This is a genomic window from Streptomyces afghaniensis (genome assembly GCF_044327915.1).
Lineage (GTDB): Bacteria > Actinomycetota > Actinomycetes > Streptomycetales > Streptomycetaceae > Streptomyces > Streptomyces afghaniensis.
The window spans coordinates 310,511-328,098 of sequence record NZ_JBIRGJ010000012.1; the positions used below are offsets into that span (position 1 = coordinate 310,511).

Sequence of the window (17,588 nt, forward strand, 5' to 3'; positions counted from 1 at the left end):
AACTTGTCTGAGGAGTGGGAGGTTTCCACTTGTCTGAGGACCTGAGTGGTGGATAGCGTACTGCGCATGATCTTCCGCGGTCTTCTTCTCGGCTGCCGCGGCGGGGCCTGACGCGACCGGCACCCCGCCGCGGGGCGCCGTGCTGCCGGTCACCGTACGACCGAGCCGGAAGGCCACAGCCGACGATGACCACCACCCCTGCCCCGGTCTGGAACCCCCAGCGCCCGGGCCCCATGCCCTTCCACCGCTACCGTCCCTTCCAGGAGCGCGTGCACGTGCCCGCCGCGGACCGCGACTGGCCCGCCGCCCGGATCGAGCGCGCTCCGCTCTGGGTCCCCGTCGACCTGCGCGACGGCAACCAGGCCCTCGCCGAACCGATGGACACGCCCCGCAAACGCCGCTTCTTCGACCTGCTGACCGGCATGGGCTTCAAGGAGATCGAGGTCGGCTACCCGTCGGCGAGCCGCACGGACTTCGACTTCGTACGGCACCTGGCGACCTCCGGTGCCGTACCGGACGATGTCACGCCGGTCGTGTTCACCCCGGCCCGCCGGGACCTGATCGACCGCACCTTCGAGGCGATCGAGGGGCTGCCGAGGGCCGTCGTGCATCTGTACATCGCGACCTCGCCGGTGTGGCGGGACGTCGTCCTGGGGCGGGACCGGGCCGAGGTGTGGCGGACCGTGCGGGAGGCCGCCGAGCACATGGCCCGCCGGGCGGACCGGGCCTCGTACGTCCGCTTCCAGTTCTCTCCGGAGACCTTCAACCTGACCGAGCCCGACTTCGTCCTGGAACTGTGCGACGGGCTGACCGGGCTGTGGGACGCGAGCCCGGACCGGCCGGTCACCCACAACCTTCCGGCGACCGTCGAGATCGCGACACCGAACGTCTACGCCGACCAGGTCGAGTACATCCACCGCCACCTGTCCCGGCGCGACAGCGTGATCCTCTCCGTGCACCCGCACAACGACCGCGGCACCGGCGTCGCCTGTGCCGAACTGGCCGTGCTGGCCGGTGCCCAGCGCGTCGAGGGCTGCCTGTTCGGCAACGGGGAACGCACCGGCAACGTCGACCTGGTGACCCTGGCGCTCAATCTGTACGCCCAGGGCGTCGACCCGATGATCGACTTCCGGGACATCGACAGCGTCAGGGAGACGGTCGAGCACTGCAACCGGCTGCCCGTGCACCCGCGCCACCCGTACGCCGGGGAGCTCGTCCACACCGCCTTCTCGGGCACCCACCAGGACGCGATCAGCAAGGGCCTGGCCCGGCACGCCGAGCGGGCCCGGGAGCTGGAGGTGCCGGAGCGCGAGGCGCCCTGGTCGGTGCCGTACCTGCCGATCGACCCGGCGGACGTGGGCCGCTCCTACGAGGCGGTGATCCGCGTGAACTCGCAGTCGGGCAAGGGCGGCACGGCCTATCTGCTGCGCACCCGGCACGGCGTCGACCTGCCCGCGCGCATGCGGCCGGACTTCTCCCGGGCCGTGCAGGAGGCGACGGACGACAGCGGGCGGGAGATGACGGCGAAGGAGCTGTACGCGCTGTTCCGGGCGACGTACCTGGTGGAGGACGGGGAGGTGGCGCTGGAGGCCTGGTCCGTGCACCCGGACGAGGCCGGCGGCCATCGCTTCGTGTGCACGCTGCGCACCGGCGACCGCACCGGCGACTACGAGGGCACCGGCGGCGGTCCGGTCTCCGCGTTCGTCGACGCGCTGGCCGGCGCCGGCATCGGCGTCGACGTGCTCGACTTCTGCGAGCAGGCCGGCGACGGGGGCACGGACGCCTTCGCCGAGTGCCGTGCCGGGGGCAGGACGTGCTGGGGCGCGGGCCGGGACTCCTCGGCCCTGGGCGCCTCCGTCAAGGCGGTGCTGTCCGCGGTGAACAGGGCGCTGCGGTGACGCCGGTCGTCCTGCGCGCCGAGGACGTCCACGTCGTACGCGACGGCCGGCCGATCCTGGCGGAGGTGTCGCTGACCGTCCGGGCCGGTGAGCACTGGGCACTGCTCGGCGCGAACGGCGCGGGCAAGTCGACCCTGCTCGGCCTGCTCGGCGCGCATCTCCACCCGACCCGGGGGTCCGTGGAGGTGCTGGGCCACCGGCTGGGCCGGGTCGACCTGCGGGAGCTGCGCGCGCACGTCGGGCACGTCGACCCGCGGCATCCGCTCACCTCTCCGCTGCGGGTACGGGACGTCGTCCTGACTGGCCTGACCAACTCGGTGGAGCCGCTGCCCCGGTGGCGTCCGGCGCCGGAGCAGCGGGAGCGGGCGGAGCGGCTGATCCGGACGCTGGGGCTGGCCGGGCACCGTGAGGCGCGCTGGCCGACGCTGTCCCAGGGGCAGCGCGGCCGGGCCCTGATCGCCCGGGCCCTCATGCCGGAGCCCCGGCTGCTCCTCCTGGACGAGCCGGCCACCGGCCTGGACCTGCCGGGCCGGGAGCAGCTGATCGAGGCGCTCGGGGAGCTGCGCCGAGAGCATCCGCGCCTGGCGACGGTCCTGGTCACCCACCACCTGGAGGAGCTGCCGGCGCACACCACGCACGCCCTGCTGCTGCGCGAGGGGCGTCCGCTGGCGGGCGGCCCGGTCGCCGGGGTGCTGACCGCCGACCAGCTCGGCAAGTGCTTCGACCTGCCGCTGGCCCTGGAGCGGCACGACGGCCGCTGGAGCGTACGCACGGCTCGGCGGGCATGACGAGGGGCCCGGTCCGTCCGCGGACGGACCGGGCCCCACACCGCGCGGCACCTGAGCGCCGCCGTCACTTGTTCAGGTAGGCCCAGAACTCGTCGAAGCTCAGCTTCTTGTCGCCGTCGAGGTCGCGGGTCTTGATGACGACCTCGGCGACCGACTCGGTGACGTTCCAGTCGCCGGAGCGGGCCAGGGCGGTCTTGAACTCGGCAGCGGTGATGAATCCGTCACCGTCCGTATCGATCCGCTCGAACTGCTTGCGTGCTTCCTCGATGTCCGCCACCGGTCCGCCCCTACTCTCGTGTTCTGGGTCTTGCTGACGCAGGTCAGATTAACTGGCCGTACGTGCCTCCAGCGCGGCGACCACCCAGGCGAACTCCTCGCGGTACGCCGCCCCGGGCCCGGTTCCCTTCACGACGGCGAGCAACTCACGGTAGCGGGCGACCCGGTTGGTGGCGTGCGACCGCAGCCGGTCCAGCACGGCGGCGGGATCGGCATCGCCCAGCAGCTCGCCCAGCACCTCCGCGGCCTCCGCCGAGTCGGGGGCGATACCGCGCTCACGGGCCCGGGCACCCAGTTGTACGAGCCGCCGGGAGAACCACAGGGAGGCCCCGGCGGGCGCGTCATGACCGCGGTCGGCCGCGTTGAACTCGGCGACCTTGCGCATCTCGGCCCTGAAGTCCGGGTCCTGGAGCATCTCGGCCAGCTCCAGCCAGGCGTCCACCTGCTCGGGTGCCGGTTCCTCGGGCAGGTCGGCGGCGGTGTTCCGCATGCGTTCACGGATCACCGGGTCCGCCGTGTCCAGCCCGTCGAACACCTCGTCCACGAACTCCTCCACGATGCGTCGCCGTTCGGCCGCCGACAGCCGTGCCAGTCTGTTCACAAGCGTCATCTCCTCCGCGCCGGAACCACGTTTCGCCACTGTCGACAGCACCGCACGGGTCACCTTGAGCGACCGGATCTGCGCGTCGAGCGCCACCACGTGCGCCGCGGCCACCCGCGCGACGGTCGTCTCCCCGGCCAGCACCCGGCGGACGTCCGCCAGCCCGAGGCCGAGTTCGCGCAGGGTCCGGATCAGCTCCAGACGGGCCACGGACGCGGCGTCGTACAGCCGGTAACCGCCCGCGGACCGGGTCACCGGGGGCAGCGCTCCCTCGTCGGACCAGTACCTGATGGTGCGCACGGTCAGTCCGGTGACCCGGGCCAGTTCGCCGATGGTGAGCAGTCCGGTGCCGTCGTCGGTCATGTCCGCGAGTCTGGGCCTTCCAGCGGGTGGAGACTCAAGCCCCGCTCAGTGCCAGGGCTCGTAGTGCGGGTTGCTCTCGCACTCGCTCATGATCTCGGTCCTGGTCCGCTTGTCGACCGGGCAGACGCCGACGATGTACTCGCGGGCGATGCCGCCGGGGAAGGCGACCTCCTGCTGGTCGGCCCACTTGTGGGTGTCGCCGATCGTCTTGTTGACGTCGATCCCGCCGGGGGCGTCGACGTAGTAGTTGAAGGCGGACTTCCACTTCTTGAACAGGTCGTGGTCGTACGTGGTCGACACATACGGGGAGGGCTGGTTGACCAGGACGTACTTCTCCAGGTCGTACTGGCCGTTCACCACGTCCTTGGGGTAGAAGCCCTGCTCGAAGACGACGGACGGGCCGCGGCCGTCGGCGCGGTAGAGGGTGCCGCAGCCGGTGCGCCAGGACGGGTCGGGAGTGATGCGGGCGACCTGGACCCGGCGGTCGGCGGCGGCCTTGGTCTTGTCGTGGAACTGGACGGGACAGGCGGCCGGACCGGGGGCGGCGGCCGTGGCGGCCGTTGTCGCGGAGGCAGTGGCAGCCGCGGGAGCCTGGCCGGGCGTGGCGGCCGTGGTGGTGAGGACGGTCGCGAGACAGAGGGCGGCGGCAGCGGTGCGCCGCCGCATGCTGGTGGTGATCACGAGGGGTACGATCGCGGGTCCGCGGCGCCGGGCCGGGGACCCTCACCCGATCAGGGGCGTGTCAACTGCCCCTCGGTGGACGGCCGATGACCGTCACCGGAAGATGCCCGTGTGGCCGAGCGAGTAGCGGCCGGGCTGCGGGTAGACCGCGAGGCCGTGCGGGCCGCTGCCGACCGGGATGCGGGCGAGCTGGGTGCCGGTGCGGGTGTCGACGGCGTACACCTCGCCGTCGTAGCGGCCGGACAGCCACAGCACCTTGCCGTCGGCGGAGACACCGCCCATGTCGGGGCTGCCGCCGTCGGGCAGCTGCCACTTCTTGGTCAGCTTGCCCTGCGTGAAGTCGAAGACGGAGATCGTGCCCTCGCCGCGGTTGGACACGTACATCTCCCGCGAGTCCCGGCTGACGTACAGGCCGTGGCAGCCCTTGCCGGTGGGCATCAGGGTGGGCTCGGTGAACTTGTCGCCGTCCAGGACCCACATGCCGTGGGCCATCATGTCGGCGATGTAGAACCTCTTGCCGTCGGGTGAGATCTTCACGTCCTGCGGCATGGCGCCCTCGAACGGCAGCCGCTGCTGTCCGACGACCTTCATCTTCTCGGTGTCGACCTTGAGCAGTTCGCCGCTGAACTCGCAGGAGACGATGAAGTAGCGGCCGTCGAGGGAGAAGTCGGCGTGGTTGACGCCGTAGCAGGAGACCGGGACGGTCTTCCTGACCGCCATGGTGTGCGGGTCGCGGAAGACCAGTTCGCGGTCGAGGGAGGCCATGACGACGGCGTACTTGCCGTTGGGCGTGAAGTAGAGGTTGTACGGGTCGTGGACCTCGACCTCCTTGCCCGCCTTGCCGGTCTTCGGGTCGATCGGGGTGAGGGTGTGGCCGCGGTTGTTGTTGACCCAGAGCGTCTTCAGGTCCCAGGAGGGGACGACGTGCTGGGGCTGCCGGCCCACGGGGATCGTCTCGATGATCTCGTACGTCTTCGGGTCGATGACGGAGACCGTGTCGGACTCAGTGTTGGGGACGTAGACCCGGGACGGGAAGTCCTTGACCACGGGCGACAGTTTGTTCGGGCGGTCGGCCGCGTACACGTCCTCGGGGTCCAGGACGGGCGGCATCCCGGGCAGCCCCTGAACGGGCTTCTTCTCGCGCGGCGCGGGCACGGCGGCCTTGGTGCCGCGTGCCTCGGGGGTCCGTTCCCCGCCCTGCGTGCCGCAGGCGGCGAGACAGGCGAGGGCGGCGCCCACGACGAGGGCGCTCTTGACAAGGTGGCGGTGCATTGCACCATTTAAGGTCCGCCTCGCGGGGAAACCGGTGATTCGCCCGATCGGCGGCCAGGCGAGCTGTCGCAGGTCACACCACTCGTCGCGCCCGGCCGGTGGCGGTCCTCAGCGGTCGTTGACCCGCATCTCGAACCACGTGGTCTTGCCCCGGGGCAGCAGATCGACCCCCCAGCGGTCGGCCAGCTTGTCGACGAGGAACAGGCCCCGGCCGCTGATGTCCAGCTCCTGGACCGGCATCAGACAGGGCAGCCCACGGGACGGGTCACGGACCTCGACACGGATCCAGCCGCGGCGCCGGTGCAGACTCAGCCCGAAGACCCGGGCGCCGGTGTGGCGTACGGCGTTGCCCACCAGCTCGGAGACGAGCAGGACCGCGTCCTCGGTGATCTTGGGGGTGAGCCCCCAGTGGCGCAGGACCACGACCTGGGTCAGTCGTCTGGCGGTGGCCGCGGACTCGGGGCGGGACGGCAGTGAAACCTCTGCCTCCGTCGGATCGCCGTACAACTCCAGCGCCTTCAGCGCGTGTTCGTCCTCGACGGTCGGCGACCAGCGCGCCGCGGCCGCATGTGCGTGTCCCCGCGGCTGTTCCATACCCTCCAGCCCCGCCATGCCCCCCATCATGGCCGCCCGGAGCGGCCTTGGGGGCCGTTCCGGGGGAAAACGCCCCCGGGAACGGGGTACGGACCGGCGAGCCGATGGCATATGCCAGAGGCGATTCGAAATCACTCACGGCCCTGTGACCTGCGCCGACGTCCCGTTTCGCGGCAACCGACGCAGAGACGCGACCGGACACGCTCAAGGCTGCCTCAAGGCCGGCATGAACCGCCCCATCGGGGGACGCGGATCAGACGCCGCGTCAATTGCAAGCCCCAGGAGGGGGATCAGAGGAACTTCGCCTTGCCCGGCCCCTCCTCCACGAAGCTGCGCATGCCGCGCTCGCGGTCCTCGGTGGCGAACAGGCCCGCGAACCAGTTCCGTTCGATCGCCAGACCCGTGTCGAGGTCCGTCTCCAGGCCCGTGTCGATCGCCTCCTTGGCGGCGCGCAGCGCGAGCGCCGGGCCCTGCGCCAGCTTCGCGGCCCAGGCGTGCGCCTGCGTGTACACCTCCTCGGCGGGCACGACCCGGTCGACCAGGCCGATCTCCTTCGCCTCGTCGGCCTTCACCATCCGGCCGGTGAAGATGAGGTCCTTGGCCTTGGAGGGGCCGACCAGGCGGGCCAGGCGCTGGGTGCCGCCCGCGCCGGGGATCAGGCCGAGCAGGATCTCCGGCTGGCCGAGCTTGGCGTTCTCGCCGGCGATGCGGAAGTCCGCGCACAGCGCGAGTTCACAGCCGCCGCCGAGCGCGTAGCCGGTCACGGCCGCGACGACCGGCTTGGGGATCCGGGCCACCGCCGTGAACGAGTCCTGCAGAGCGCGGGCGCGCAGGACCATCGCGGTGTGGTCCATCGCCTGCATCTCCTTGATGTCCGCGCCGGCCGCGAACACCTTCTCGCCGCCGTAGACCACCACGGCCCGCACGTCCTCGCGGCGCGCGGCCTCCTCGGCGAGTTCCTTCAGCCGGTCCTGCGTGGCGATGTCCAGCGCGTTCATGGGCGGGCGGTCGAGACGGAGCGTGCCGACGCCTTCAGCGACTTCGAGAGAGACGGTCATAGGCAGCAGGTTAACGGGGACTAACGACGAAGGCCCTGGTGCGGTCCGTCACACCAGGGCCTCGTCGTCAGGGCCGTCAGGCCGGGGTCACTTCTTCCACTTCTCCCACGACATGTTCCAGCCGTTGAGCCCGTTGTCCGGGTCGACGATCCGGTCCTCGGAGTTCTTGACGACCACCACGTCGCCGACCATCGAGTGGTTGAAGAACCACGCGGCCGGCACCTTCTTGTCCCAGCCGCCGCGCACGTCGCGCAGGCCGATGCAGCCGTGGCTGGCGTTGTAGTTGCCGAAGGCGCCGCCCGCCCAGTAGTTGCCGTGCAGGAAGGTGCCGGAGGTGGTGAGGCGCACGGCGTGCGGGACGTCCTTGATGTCGTACTCGCCGCCGTAGCCGACGGTCTCGCCGTTCATCCGGGTCACCGTGAGCATCTCGCTGATGACCATCTGGCCGTTCCAGGTCTCCATGCCGGGCTTGCCGGTGGTGACGGGGATCGTCTTGATGACCTTGCCGTCGCGCATGACCTTCATCGTGAGCTTCTTGGCGTCGACGACGGAGACCTGGTTGCGGCCGATGGTGAACTCGACCTTCTTGTCCTGCTCGCCGTAGACGCCGGGGCGGCCCTGGACGCCGTCGAGGCCGAGGTCGACGGTCACCTTGGTGCCGGGCTTCCAGTACTTCTCGGGGCGGAAGTCGAGCCGGTCGTTGCCGAACCAGTGGCCCTCGACGTCCACGGCCGGTTCCGTCCTGATGCGGATGGCCTTCTCGACGTCGTCCGGGTTGGTGATGCCCCTGCTGAAGCGGATGGAGAACGGCATGCCCACGCCGACCTTGGAGCCGTCCTCGGGGGTGAAGGTGCCGATGAAGGTGTTCTTCGGCGTCAGGGTCGTGAAGCCCGCGTCCTCCGCTGCCGTGCGGCCCTCGGAGTCCTTGGCGACCGCGTGGACCGTGTACTTGGTGGCGGCGGCCAGGTGGGTGGACGGCGTCCAGGTGGCGCCGTCTCCGGATATCTCGCCGTCGACCTTCTTGCCCTTGGCGTCCTTGACGACGACCTCGGTCAGCTTGCCCTTGGCCGCGGTCACCTTCAGCGCCCCGCTGGTGTCGACGGACTTGGCGCCGTCCTCGGGGGTGATGCCGACGACGGCCTCGGACTGCTTGCTCTGCGCGGCGTCCGCGTCCTTGCCGGCGCCCCCGCCGGAACCGGAGCCGGTCCCCCCGCCGCCGCACGCCGTGACGGCGAGCAGCAGCACTCCCAGTATCAGTGCGAGCAGTCCGTGCCTGCCGCGGGCCGACGCCCCCGATATCGGTCGCCCGTTCAAGTTGTTCTCCCCTCCCAGGGCCTGGTCAGGCCCGCACCCCTGCGCGTCCCCCGCGCACCGGCGAATATTAACCACAAGGCTCCGGGCCCCGGCGGCCTGCGATTGTCACTGTTCAGTCCCAACTTCCACGGAAAGTTGAAGCAGCTCGCCCCCCTGTCGGGTTACTTCACCGCACTGCCCGCTTTCCATGCGTTCCAGCCCATGTTCCAGCCTCCGAGCCCGTTGTCGGGAGCGACCTTCTTGTCGTTGCTGTGGACCACCTCGACGACGTCCCCGATGAGGCTGCGGTCGAAGAACCAGCCGGCCGGGGTGTCCGAACCGCCGCCCTTCACATCGCGCAGTCCGACACAGCCGTGACTGACGTTGGTCCGTCCGAAGACGGAGTGGTGGGCCCAGTAGTTGCCGTGCAGGAAGGTGCCGGAGTCGGTCAGGCGCATGGCGTGCGGGACGTCCGGGATGTCGTACTCGCCCTTGCCGTCGCGCTTCTTGAAGCCGACCGTCGCGCCGTTCATCCGGGTGACGTCGAGCATCTCGGTCACCACCATCTTGCCGTTGTACGTGGTGTTCTTGGGAGCCCCGGCCGTGACCGGCACGGTGGCGAGCACCTCGCCGTCGCGCCGCACCTCCATGGTGTGCCGGGCGGCGTCGACCACGGAGACCTGGCTGCGGCCGACGGTGAAGGAGAACGTCTTGTGCTGGAGGCCGTAGACCCCGGGCGCCCCCTCGACGTCCCGCAGGCGCAGGTCGACGGTGACCTGGGTGCCGGGTTTCCAGTAGTGCTCGGGGCGGAAGTCGAGGCGGGTCCGGCCGAACCAGTGCGGGCGGATCTCGACGGCGGGGCGGGCGGTGACCCGCACCGCGCGTTCGACGGCTGCGCGGTGGGCGATCTCCCGGTTGAACTCCAGCGAGACGATCATGCCGGTGCCCACCGTGGCCCGGTTCTCCGGGCTGACGTAGCCGATGAAGCGTTCCTCCGGGACGTACGTCGTGAACGTGGTGTGCCGGGCGGAGCGGCGTCCGTCGCCGTCCACGGCCACCGCGTCGACCGTGTACTTGGCGGCCAGCGCGAGCCGCTTCTCGTCGGGCTCCCAGGTCAGTCCGTCGGCGGAGAGGTGCCCGGGCACCGGGGACTCCTGGGCGTCCTGCGACCGGACGACCTTCACCGACTCCAGCCTGCCGTCGGGCACACGCACCCGCAGCTTCTTCCCGGGGCGCACACCCCTGCTGCCGTCGTCGGGCGAGACCCGGATGACGTCCTCGGGCGCCGGGGGCGCGCCGAACGCCCCGGCGATCCCGCCCGCGTCGTCCGAGGTACAGCCGGTGGCCCCGGTCAGGAGCCCTGCCCATGTCACTACGGCGGCCAGCGCGGCCCTCGCGCGCCGCGCGCGCCCTTGTACGTGCCTCACGAGGTGCCCAACGACCGGCCGCGTCCCCGGGAAACGACCATGCCCGCCCCCGGGGAAACGTGAGTGCGACCCACCCTCTGGGCAGAACAGTGGGGAGGACGACGCGCAGGGGAGCCGCGACCCGGGCCGCAGCAGAGCCGCACCCCTCTGTCCCCCGTCGTCCCACGAGCCGCGGGAGGCTGACAGGTGTCCAGCGCAGCCGAGCAGGAGGCGGTGGCCGGTCATCAGGCCACCGGGAACGGGCGCCAGGCCGCCGCCGTGAACGGCGCGCGGCAGGCCGCGCCGCCGCCCGCGGTGCCCGCCCGGCCGGGCGCGCCGACGCCGCTGGGCGCCCGGTACCGGGTCGGCCCGGACGGGGTGGCGGGAACCAACTTCGCCCTGTGGGCGGGCGGTGCCGAAGGGGTCGAGCTGTGCCTCTTCGACGAGCGGGGCAAGGAGTCGCGGGTCCGGCTCGCCGAACTGACCCACGAGATCTGGCACGGCTTCGTGCCGGGCGTACTGCCCGGGCAGCGCTACGGCTACCGGGTGCACGGCCGCTGGGACCCGTGGACCGGCGCCCGCTGGAACCCGGCGAAGCTGCTCCTCGACCCGTACGCCCGTGCCGTGGACGGCGACTTCACGCTGCCACCGGAGGTGTACGGGCACGTGCGCGACTGGCCGCAGCAGCACGTCGCCGACACCGTGCGCGACGACCGGGACTCGGCGCCGTACGTCCCCAAGGGAGTCGTCGTCCACGATGACGACGACTGGGCGGACGACCGCCGCCCGAAGACGCCCTGGGCGGACTCGGTGATCTACGAGCTGCACGTCAGGGGCTTCACCCGGCTGCACCCGGGCATACCCGAGGAGCTGCGCGGCACCTACGCCGGTCTCGCGCACCCGGCGGCGATCGAGCACCTGGTGAAGCTGGGCGTGACGGCGGTGGAGCTGCTGCCGGTGCACCAGTTCGCGCACGAGGACCATCTGCTGCGCAGGGGCCTGAGGAACTACTGGGGTTACAACTCCATCGGCTACTTCGCCCCGCACGCGGCCTACGCGGCCTCCGGGACGACCGGCCAGCAGGTCGGCGAGTTCAAGCGCATGGTGCGCGCCCTGCACGCGGCCGGGATCGAGGTCATCCTCGACGTGGTCTACAACCACACGGCTGAGGCGGGTGAGCTGGGGCCGACGCTGTCCCTGAAGGGCATCGACAACCGCGGCTACTACCGCCTCCAGGACGACCCCCGCCGCTACGCCGACTACACCGGCTGCGGCAACACCCTGCACGTGGTCCAGCCACATGTGCTGCGGCTCATCACGGACTCCCTGCGGTACTGGGTGACGGAGATGGGCGTGGACGGCTTCCGCTTCGACCTGGCGGCGGCGCTGGCCCGCTCCATGCACGACGTCGACATGCTCTCCCCGTTCCTGGCGGTCATCGCCCAGGACCCGGTGCTGCGCCGGGTGAAGCTGATCGCCGAGCCGTGGGACGTGGGGTCGGGCGGCTACCAGGTGGGGGCGTTCCCGCCGCTGTGGACGGAGTGGAACGACCGGTACCGCAACGCCGTCCGGGATTTCTGGCGGCACGCGCTGCCGGACGTACGGGAGATGGGATACCGCCTGTCCGGCTCCAGCGACCTGTACGCCTGGGGCGGCCGCCGGCCGTACGCGTCCGTCAACTTCATCACCGCGCACGACGGTTTCACCCTGCGCGACCTGGTGAGCTACGAGCGCAAGCACAACGAGGCCAACGGCGAGGGCAACCGCGACGGCACGGACGACAACCGGGCCTGGAACTGCGGCGCCGAGGGCGAGACGGACGACGAGGGCGTCACCGCGCTCAGGCGGCGGCAGCTCAGGAACCTGCTGACCACGCTGCTGCTGTCGACCGGTGTGCCGATGCTGGTCGCGGGCGACGAACTGGGGCGTACGCAGGGCGGCAACAACAACGCCTACTGCCAGGACAACGAGATCAGCTGGGTGGACTGGGGCCTGCTCCAGGACCCTGGCTGGAAGGCGCTGTTCGAGCTGACCTCCCGGCTGATCGAGCTGCGCCACCGGCACCCGGTGCTCCGGCGCCGGGCCTTCTTCTCGGGCCGCGCCCAGACCGCGGACGGCCTGCGCGACCTGGCCTGGTTCACGTCCCGGGGCACCGAGATGACGGAGCAGGACTGGTACGCGCCGGCCGCCACCTTGGGCATGTACCTCTCCGGCCGGGACATCCCGGGGCGGGACGAGCACGGAGACCAGATCCTCGACGACAGTTTCCTCGCCGTCCTGCACGCGGGCGAGGGGCCGGTGAGTTTCGTGCTGCCGGGGCCGCCGTGGGCGGAGCGGTACGAGGTCGTCGTCGACACCAGCCTGGAGGAGCAGGAGGGGGCGCCGGGGGTGGAGCACCCGGCGGGGGCGGAGATCACGATGCCGGCGCGGGCGGTGCTGCTGCTGCGGGTGACGGGCTGAGGGACCGTTTCGCCGGACCCCGGCGACAGCGGCCCGCCGACCTGACGGTCGGCGGGCCGGTCCGCGCCCTGGCCGGTTTCTACGCCTGCGACGCCGGTGCGAGCGGAGTCGCGGCGGGAGTCGTCGACGCCGGAGTGCCGCGACCGTGCTGGGAGTACGACAGGACGCCCGTGAGGACGATCCGGAGGACCTCGCGCAGTTCGATGTGGAGCGGCAGCCGCCCGTCCGGGTTCTGCGACCAGCGGTAGAGCAGGCCCAGGTACGAATCACGCAGGATGTTGCCGACTCTCATCGGATCGATGTCGAAGGTGACCTCCCCGCGCCGGCGCCCCGCTTCGATGATGTCGGCGAAGACCTGGCCCGCGTAGGGCTCTTCGAGGAGTGGCTGGCCGGCCTTCACCCAGGCCTGGAGCATGGCGGCGGTGATCTCCCGCTCGGACTCGTTGAACTCCGCCAGTGCCGCCATGCACCTCTCCAGGTGCACCGTCACATCGTCGTTCCGCGATTTCATCGACTCTTCCATGCACAGCTCCAGGCGCCGCTTGCGGGCCTCGGCCCAGGCGGTGACCAGGTCTTCCTTGCGCTGGAAGTAGTTGAAGAAGGTACCCCGGGCCACGTCGGCGTGCTCGGCGATCTGGTCGATCGTGGTGCGGTCGTACCCCTGCTCCGCGAAGAGGGTCAGGGCAGAGGTGTAGATGCGGTCCCGAACCCGCTGCTTGCTGCGCTCTCTGCGCCCGAGGGGGCGGGCAGGTTCAGAGGCCATGTGCTTCCTCGCCTTCTCACGTCGTTGTGCGGGCTCCCCCGGCCATGAAAAAATTATACCACGGTACATCTATGAGTCATGGTCTTCGTTTTCTGAGGTGACGTCAGGGTGGTGGCTTCAGGGCTGTGACGTCAGGGCTGTGACGCCACGGAAGCGGCGATCACGCCGATGGGTTCGCGGCCCAGCAGTCGTCCGGCGGATATGTCGACACCCGCCGTGCGGTGCAGACGCACCCTGAGCTCGGTCGCCAGCAGCGAGTCCAGTCCCAGGGTCCGCAGCGGTCTGCGCGGATCGAGCCGGGTCGCCGAGAGGCCGAGCACGGTGGCGGCCTGCTTCAGTACGTCGTCGGGCGTGGGAGCGCGCCCGGTGGTCGTGGTCGCGGGAACCGGCAGCGGCACCGGGCCTTCCGCGTCGAGCGCCTCGCGGGCGGGGCCTGCCGCCCGGCGACGCAGTCGTATGTCACGGAACTCCGCGATCACATGGCCGTCCTCGGCCGTCAGCCACACATCACAGCGCGCGTCGTCCGTACCGTCCGAGGGCGTGAAGCGGGCCACGCACCAGTGGTCCTGGCCGACTCCCGCCTCGTCGCGGACCAGGACGCGGCCGAAGGACACCGGCACGTAGCCGTCCGGCCTCCCCCCTGCTCCCGTGGCGTGCGGCCACGCGGCGAGCATCGTCAGCAGCCCCGCTTCCAGACCCGTCGTCCCCGCGCCGGGCGAGCGGCGCATGCGGGCCACCGACTCGCCTTCGGAGCACCACAGTTGCGCCACGGTGCACAGCGCCGCGTCGATGGTGTAGCCGCGGGCCCGGGCACGGCGGTAGAACTCCGCCGCCGGCACGTACGCGGTACACCGCGTCAGGCCGGCGTCCAGCAGCTCCCGGCCGTACGGCCCGGCCGTCCCGCTCCGGCCGGGGGTGCCCTCCCCCGCGTCGGCGGCCGGGGCGGCCGTGCGGAACCTGCCGGTCATGCACAGCTCACCGTCCCGGGTGCCGCCCGCGGTGCGCAGCGCGGTGACGGTGAACACGAAACAGCCCTGCTGTGCGGCGGGCGTCAGGCACACACGTACCGCGGCATCGCGGGCGTGTGCCAGCTCCCAGGGCCGGTCCCCGAACTCGACGTCCTCCAGCACGCCTTCACCGCGTGGCCCGATGCCGTCCGCCGCCCGCAGGACCGCCTCGACGTAGAGCACCGGCGGTACGACGGCTGCGCCGTCTCCGATGCGGACGCTCCGGCCGAGGTCGTCCAGGCCCAACTCGCGCAGTTCGACCTCCCGTACGTGCTCGGCCGGCGCGGCGGGCACCGGAGCGGGGGCCGGCTCCTTCCTGAACTGTTCCTGGTCCCAGGCGTACGCCGGCAGCGGCACGCGGGGCGCGGTCCCCTGGAAGTAGCGGTTCCAGTCGATGCGTCCGCCGTGGGAGAAGAGCTGCCCGAGCGCCCGGGTGAGGTTCTCGCCGTCGTCCTGGTGACGCTTCAGGGTGGCGACGGCCGCCGGTGCGGCGCCCTGCTCGTCGAGGACCGCCGTGACGGACTGGACGAGCAGCGGGTGCGGGCTGACCTCCAGGAACACCGTGTCCTCCTTGGTGGCCGCGCGCACGGCCTCGACGAAACGCACGCGCTCGCGGAGGTTGTCCACCCAGTAGGCGGCGTCCAGTTCGGGGCCGTCGACCGGCTCGCAGCGGGTGGTGGAGAACATCGCGGTACGCGCGGGCAGCGGCGTGAGGTGGGCGAGGGCGTCGGCCAGGTCGTCCCGCAGTTCCGCCATGTACGGCGAGTGGGACGCCACGTTGACCTTGACGTACCGGCAGGACACCCCTTGGGCCTGGAGGCGTTCGGCGATGAGGTGCAGAGCGCGCGCGTCCCCGGCGAGGACGGTGCTTCCGGGGGCGTTCTCCGCCGCGACGCACACCGCGTCGCCGTGGGGCGCCGCCGCGTCCGCCGCGGCCTGCGCGTCGAGTTCGACGGCCAGCATCGCGCCGCGCCCCGCCTGACCCTGCATCAGGGAACTGCGCCGGCAGATGACCGAGGCGGCGTCCCTCAGCGACAGTGCCCCGCAGACCTGCGCGGCGGCCACCTCACCCATGCTGTGCCCGACGCACAGGCCGGGTTCGACTCCCTTGGCGCGCAGGAGCGCGGCCAGTGACACCTGCACGGCCCACAGCAGGGGTTGCACCACGGCGACGTCGTCGGGGAGTTCCTGCGCCGGTGCGTCCTCGCCGTCGCCGGTCAGCAGGCCGATGACCGACCACCCCAGCTCCTCCCGGACGGCCGCGTCGCATTCCGTCAGGGTCCGGCGGAACACCTCTTCCGAGGCCAGCAGGCGGCGCCCCATGCCGAGCCATTGCGAGCCCTGCCCGGGAAAGACGAACGCGGTCCGGCGGTCGCCCGTGAAACCGGCGTCGGCCGTCCCGCCGTCCGGTGTCTCCTCGCCGGCGGCCAGGGCGCGCAGGGCGGCGGCGAGTTCGCCGTGGGTACGGCCGACGGCCCACAGGCGGTGGGGGTGGGCGTCTCGTCGCGTCGCGGCGGTGTGACAGATGTCGCGCAGGGGGAACGCGCGGCCTTCGTCGCGGTCCAGGAAGTCGGCGTAGCGCGCGGCGAGCCGGCTCAGGGCGGCCGGGGTGCGGGCGCTGAGCAGCAGCAGCTGCGCCTCTCCGGGAGCGTCCGAAGCGCCGTGCGGGAGCCTGCCTGTGCGCGGCTCGGGCACGTACTCGCCGACGATCACGTGCGCGTTGGTGCCGGAGAGGCCGAAGGAGCTGACACCCATGAGTGCGGCCCGATCGCCGGGCACGAGCGGGGTGTTGCGCGTGACGACGGCGAGGGCGGCGGCGTCACCGGCCAGGGCGGGGTGCGGCGTGCGCAGGTGGAGGGACGCGGGGATGGTGCGGTGCCGGGCGATGAGCACCGTCTTGATCAGGCCCGCGATTCCGGCGGCGGCTTCGGCGTGGCCGATGTTGGTCTTGACGGAGCCGATGGGCAGCGGACGGGGCCGGGACCGTCCTTCGTCGCCCACGGCCTGTGCCAGCGCGCGCAGTTCGACGTCGTCCCCGACGGGCGTGCCGGTGCCGTGTGCCTCCACGTAGTCCAGCTGGTCCGGGGTGATGCCGGCGCTGCGGCAGGCGGAGCGGATCATCTCGGTCTGTCCGGACACGGCGGGCTGAAGCAGCGTTCCGCTGCCCTGGCCGTCGTTGGTGACGGCGCTTCCGCGCAGTACGGCGAGGACCTCGTCGCCGTCGCGCAGGGCGTCGGGCAGCCGCTTGAGCAGGACGGCCCCCACTCCTTCGCTGCGGACGAAGCCGTCGCCGGAGGCGTCGGCGAACTTGCAGCGCCCGTCGGGGGCGAGCATGCCGCCCTGGGAGTAGGTGATGGCGTCGGACGGCGAGAGCACGGCGTTGACTCCGGCGGCGACGGCCAGGTCGCTCTCCCCGGTCAGCAGACTCTGCCGGGCCAGGTGCACGGCCACCAGGGACGAGGAGCACGCGGTGTCGACCATCAGGCTGGGCCCCCGCAGGTCGAGGGCGAAGGACAGGCGCCCGGCGGTCATCGTCCGTAGCCGGCTGCCCGCCATCCCGTGCACGTCCTGATGCCCGTCGGACTCCGCCAGGTCCGCGTACTCGGCGGTCGCCTGCCCCACGAAGACACCGGTGCGGCTGCCTGCCAGCGAGGACGGGAGGATGTGCGCCTCCTCCAGTGCCTCCCAGACGACCTGGAGGAGGACCCGCTGCTGAGGATCCATGGCCAGCGCCTCGCGCGGGGCGATCCCGAAGAAGGCGGCGTCGAAGCCGTACAGGTCGTCGATGAACCCGCCGTGCCGGGAGACGGTCGTGCCCGGTTCGCCCGGCCGCGCCGAGTGGTACCGCCGCACGTCGAACCGGTCCTCCGGCACGGGTGTGACGGCGTCGGTGTTGCGCTCGAGCAGGTGCCAGAACTCCCGCACCCCGGGCGCTCCCGGAAATCTGCATCCCATCCCGACGATCGCGATGTCAGGCATGCCGCCTTGCTGCACGAAGCCCCCCTTGGTTTCTGCGGTGTGAGGTCCAAAAGTAAACCAGAGGCTAAGTTTGACTTCCAGTTGACTCGATGAACGAGAGGAGAAGAGTGCGTCACAGGCGCATTTCCCCTGACTTCGCAAGGTTGATG

Annotated in this window: 13 protein-coding genes; 3 read left to right on the top strand and 10 right to left on the bottom strand. The window is 71.4% G+C overall.

Going from position 1 to position 17,588, the window contains the following annotated elements; all coding sequences use genetic code 11:
* Positions 1-185: 185 nt before the first annotated feature.
* On the top strand, positions 186-1,898 hold the full coding sequence (locus ACH4G3_RS39770) for a 2-isopropylmalate synthase (protein ID WP_397629025.1): 1,713 nt from the start codon (positions 186-188) through the stop codon (positions 1,896-1,898).
* Entirely contained in the window at positions 1,895-2,686 is a 792-nt protein-coding gene (locus ACH4G3_RS39775; RefSeq protein ID WP_397629026.1) for an ABC transporter ATP-binding protein, read from the top strand. Before ACH4G3_RS39770 ends, ACH4G3_RS39775 begins: the two co-directional genes overlap by 4 nt.
* A 64-nt stretch (positions 2,687-2,750) precedes the next feature.
* Here ACH4G3_RS39775 and ACH4G3_RS39780 read toward each other — a convergent pair whose 3' ends face one another.
* From ACH4G3_RS39780 to ACH4G3_RS39815, 8 genes are all read right to left on the bottom strand, one after another.
* Complete coding sequence (locus tag ACH4G3_RS39780) at positions 2,751-2,963, bottom strand: EF-hand domain-containing protein (protein WP_020271014.1); 213 nt, start codon at positions 2,961-2,963, stop codon at positions 2,751-2,753.
* A gap of 48 nt (positions 2,964-3,011) precedes the next feature.
* Complete coding sequence (locus ACH4G3_RS39785; protein WP_397629027.1) at positions 3,012-3,926, bottom strand: MerR family transcriptional regulator; 915 nt, start codon at positions 3,924-3,926, stop codon at positions 3,012-3,014.
* 45 nt (positions 3,927-3,971) lie between these two features.
* Positions 3,972-4,607, bottom strand: coding sequence for an ADP-ribosyltransferase (locus tag ACH4G3_RS39790; protein ID WP_397629028.1), 636 nt, complete (start codon positions 4,605-4,607; stop codon positions 3,972-3,974).
* 93 nt (positions 4,608-4,700) lie between these two features.
* A complete protein-coding gene (locus ACH4G3_RS39795; protein ID WP_397629029.1) occupies positions 4,701-5,879 on the bottom strand; it encodes a YncE family protein in 1,179 nt (392 codons plus the stop codon).
* A 108-nt stretch (positions 5,880-5,987) separates the two neighbouring features.
* On the bottom strand, positions 5,988-6,491 hold the full coding sequence (locus ACH4G3_RS39800; protein ID WP_397629030.1) for an ATP-binding protein: 504 nt from the start codon (positions 6,489-6,491) through the stop codon (positions 5,988-5,990).
* 272 nt (positions 6,492-6,763) lie between these two features.
* A complete protein-coding gene (locus ACH4G3_RS39805) occupies positions 6,764-7,531 on the bottom strand; it encodes an enoyl-CoA hydratase/isomerase family protein (RefSeq protein ID WP_397629031.1) in 768 nt (255 codons plus the stop codon).
* 87 nt (positions 7,532-7,618) lie between these two features.
* Positions 7,619-8,845, bottom strand: a complete 1,227-nt coding sequence (locus ACH4G3_RS39810; protein ID WP_397629032.1) for a L,D-transpeptidase — start codon at positions 8,843-8,845, stop codon at positions 7,619-7,621.
* A 161-nt stretch (positions 8,846-9,006) separates the two neighbouring features.
* The gene (locus tag ACH4G3_RS39815; protein WP_354746388.1) at positions 9,007-10,251 is read right to left on the bottom strand and encodes a L,D-transpeptidase; all 1,245 of its coding nucleotides are present in this window, start codon (positions 10,249-10,251) and stop codon (positions 9,007-9,009) included.
* Positions 10,252-10,437: 186 nt separating this feature from the next.
* On the opposite strand from ACH4G3_RS39815, the gene glgX reads away from it, so the two are divergent.
* Entirely contained in the window at positions 10,438-12,690 is a 2,253-nt protein-coding gene (glgX, locus tag ACH4G3_RS39820; RefSeq protein ID WP_397629033.1) for a glycogen debranching protein GlgX, read from the top strand.
* A gap of 79 nt (positions 12,691-12,769) precedes the next feature.
* Here the strand turns inward: glgX and ACH4G3_RS39825 are convergent, their stop codons facing one another.
* Positions 12,770-13,453 (bottom strand): TetR/AcrR family transcriptional regulator, encoded by a 684-nt coding sequence (locus ACH4G3_RS39825; protein ID WP_397629034.1) that lies wholly within the window; start codon positions 13,451-13,453, stop codon positions 12,770-12,772.
* Positions 13,454-13,584: 131 nt separating this feature from the next.
* Positions 13,585-17,439 (bottom strand): type I polyketide synthase, encoded by a 3,855-nt coding sequence (locus ACH4G3_RS39830; RefSeq protein ID WP_397629035.1) that lies wholly within the window; start codon positions 17,437-17,439, stop codon positions 13,585-13,587.
* Positions 17,440-17,588: the final 149 nt, after the last annotated feature.

What these genes read in the sequence shown, in the direction of transcription:
- ACH4G3_RS39825 (WP_397629034.1), bottom strand. Translation starts at nt 13,453, where the DNA reads ATGGCCTCTGAACCTGCCCGCCCCCTCGGGCGCAGAGAGCGCAGCAAG.
- ACH4G3_RS39800 (WP_397629030.1), bottom strand. Translation starts at nt 6,491, where the DNA reads ATGGCGGGGCTGGAGGGTATGGAACAGCCGCGGGGACACGCACATGCG.
- ACH4G3_RS39785 (WP_397629027.1), bottom strand. Translation starts at nt 3,926, where the DNA reads ATGACCGACGACGGCACCGGACTGCTCACCATCGGCGAACTGGCCCGG.
- ACH4G3_RS39770 (WP_397629025.1), top strand. Translation starts at nt 186, where the DNA reads ATGACCACCACCCCTGCCCCGGTCTGGAACCCCCAGCGCCCGGGCCCC.
- ACH4G3_RS39805 (WP_397629031.1), bottom strand. Translation starts at nt 7,531, where the DNA reads ATGACCGTCTCTCTCGAAGTCGCTGAAGGCGTCGGCACGCTCCGTCTC.
- ACH4G3_RS39830 (WP_397629035.1), bottom strand. Translation starts at nt 17,439, where the DNA reads ATGCCTGACATCGCGATCGTCGGGATGGGATGCAGATTTCCGGGAGCG.
- ACH4G3_RS39795 (WP_397629029.1), bottom strand. Translation starts at nt 5,879, where the DNA reads ATGCACCGCCACCTTGTCAAGAGCGCCCTCGTCGTGGGCGCCGCCCTC.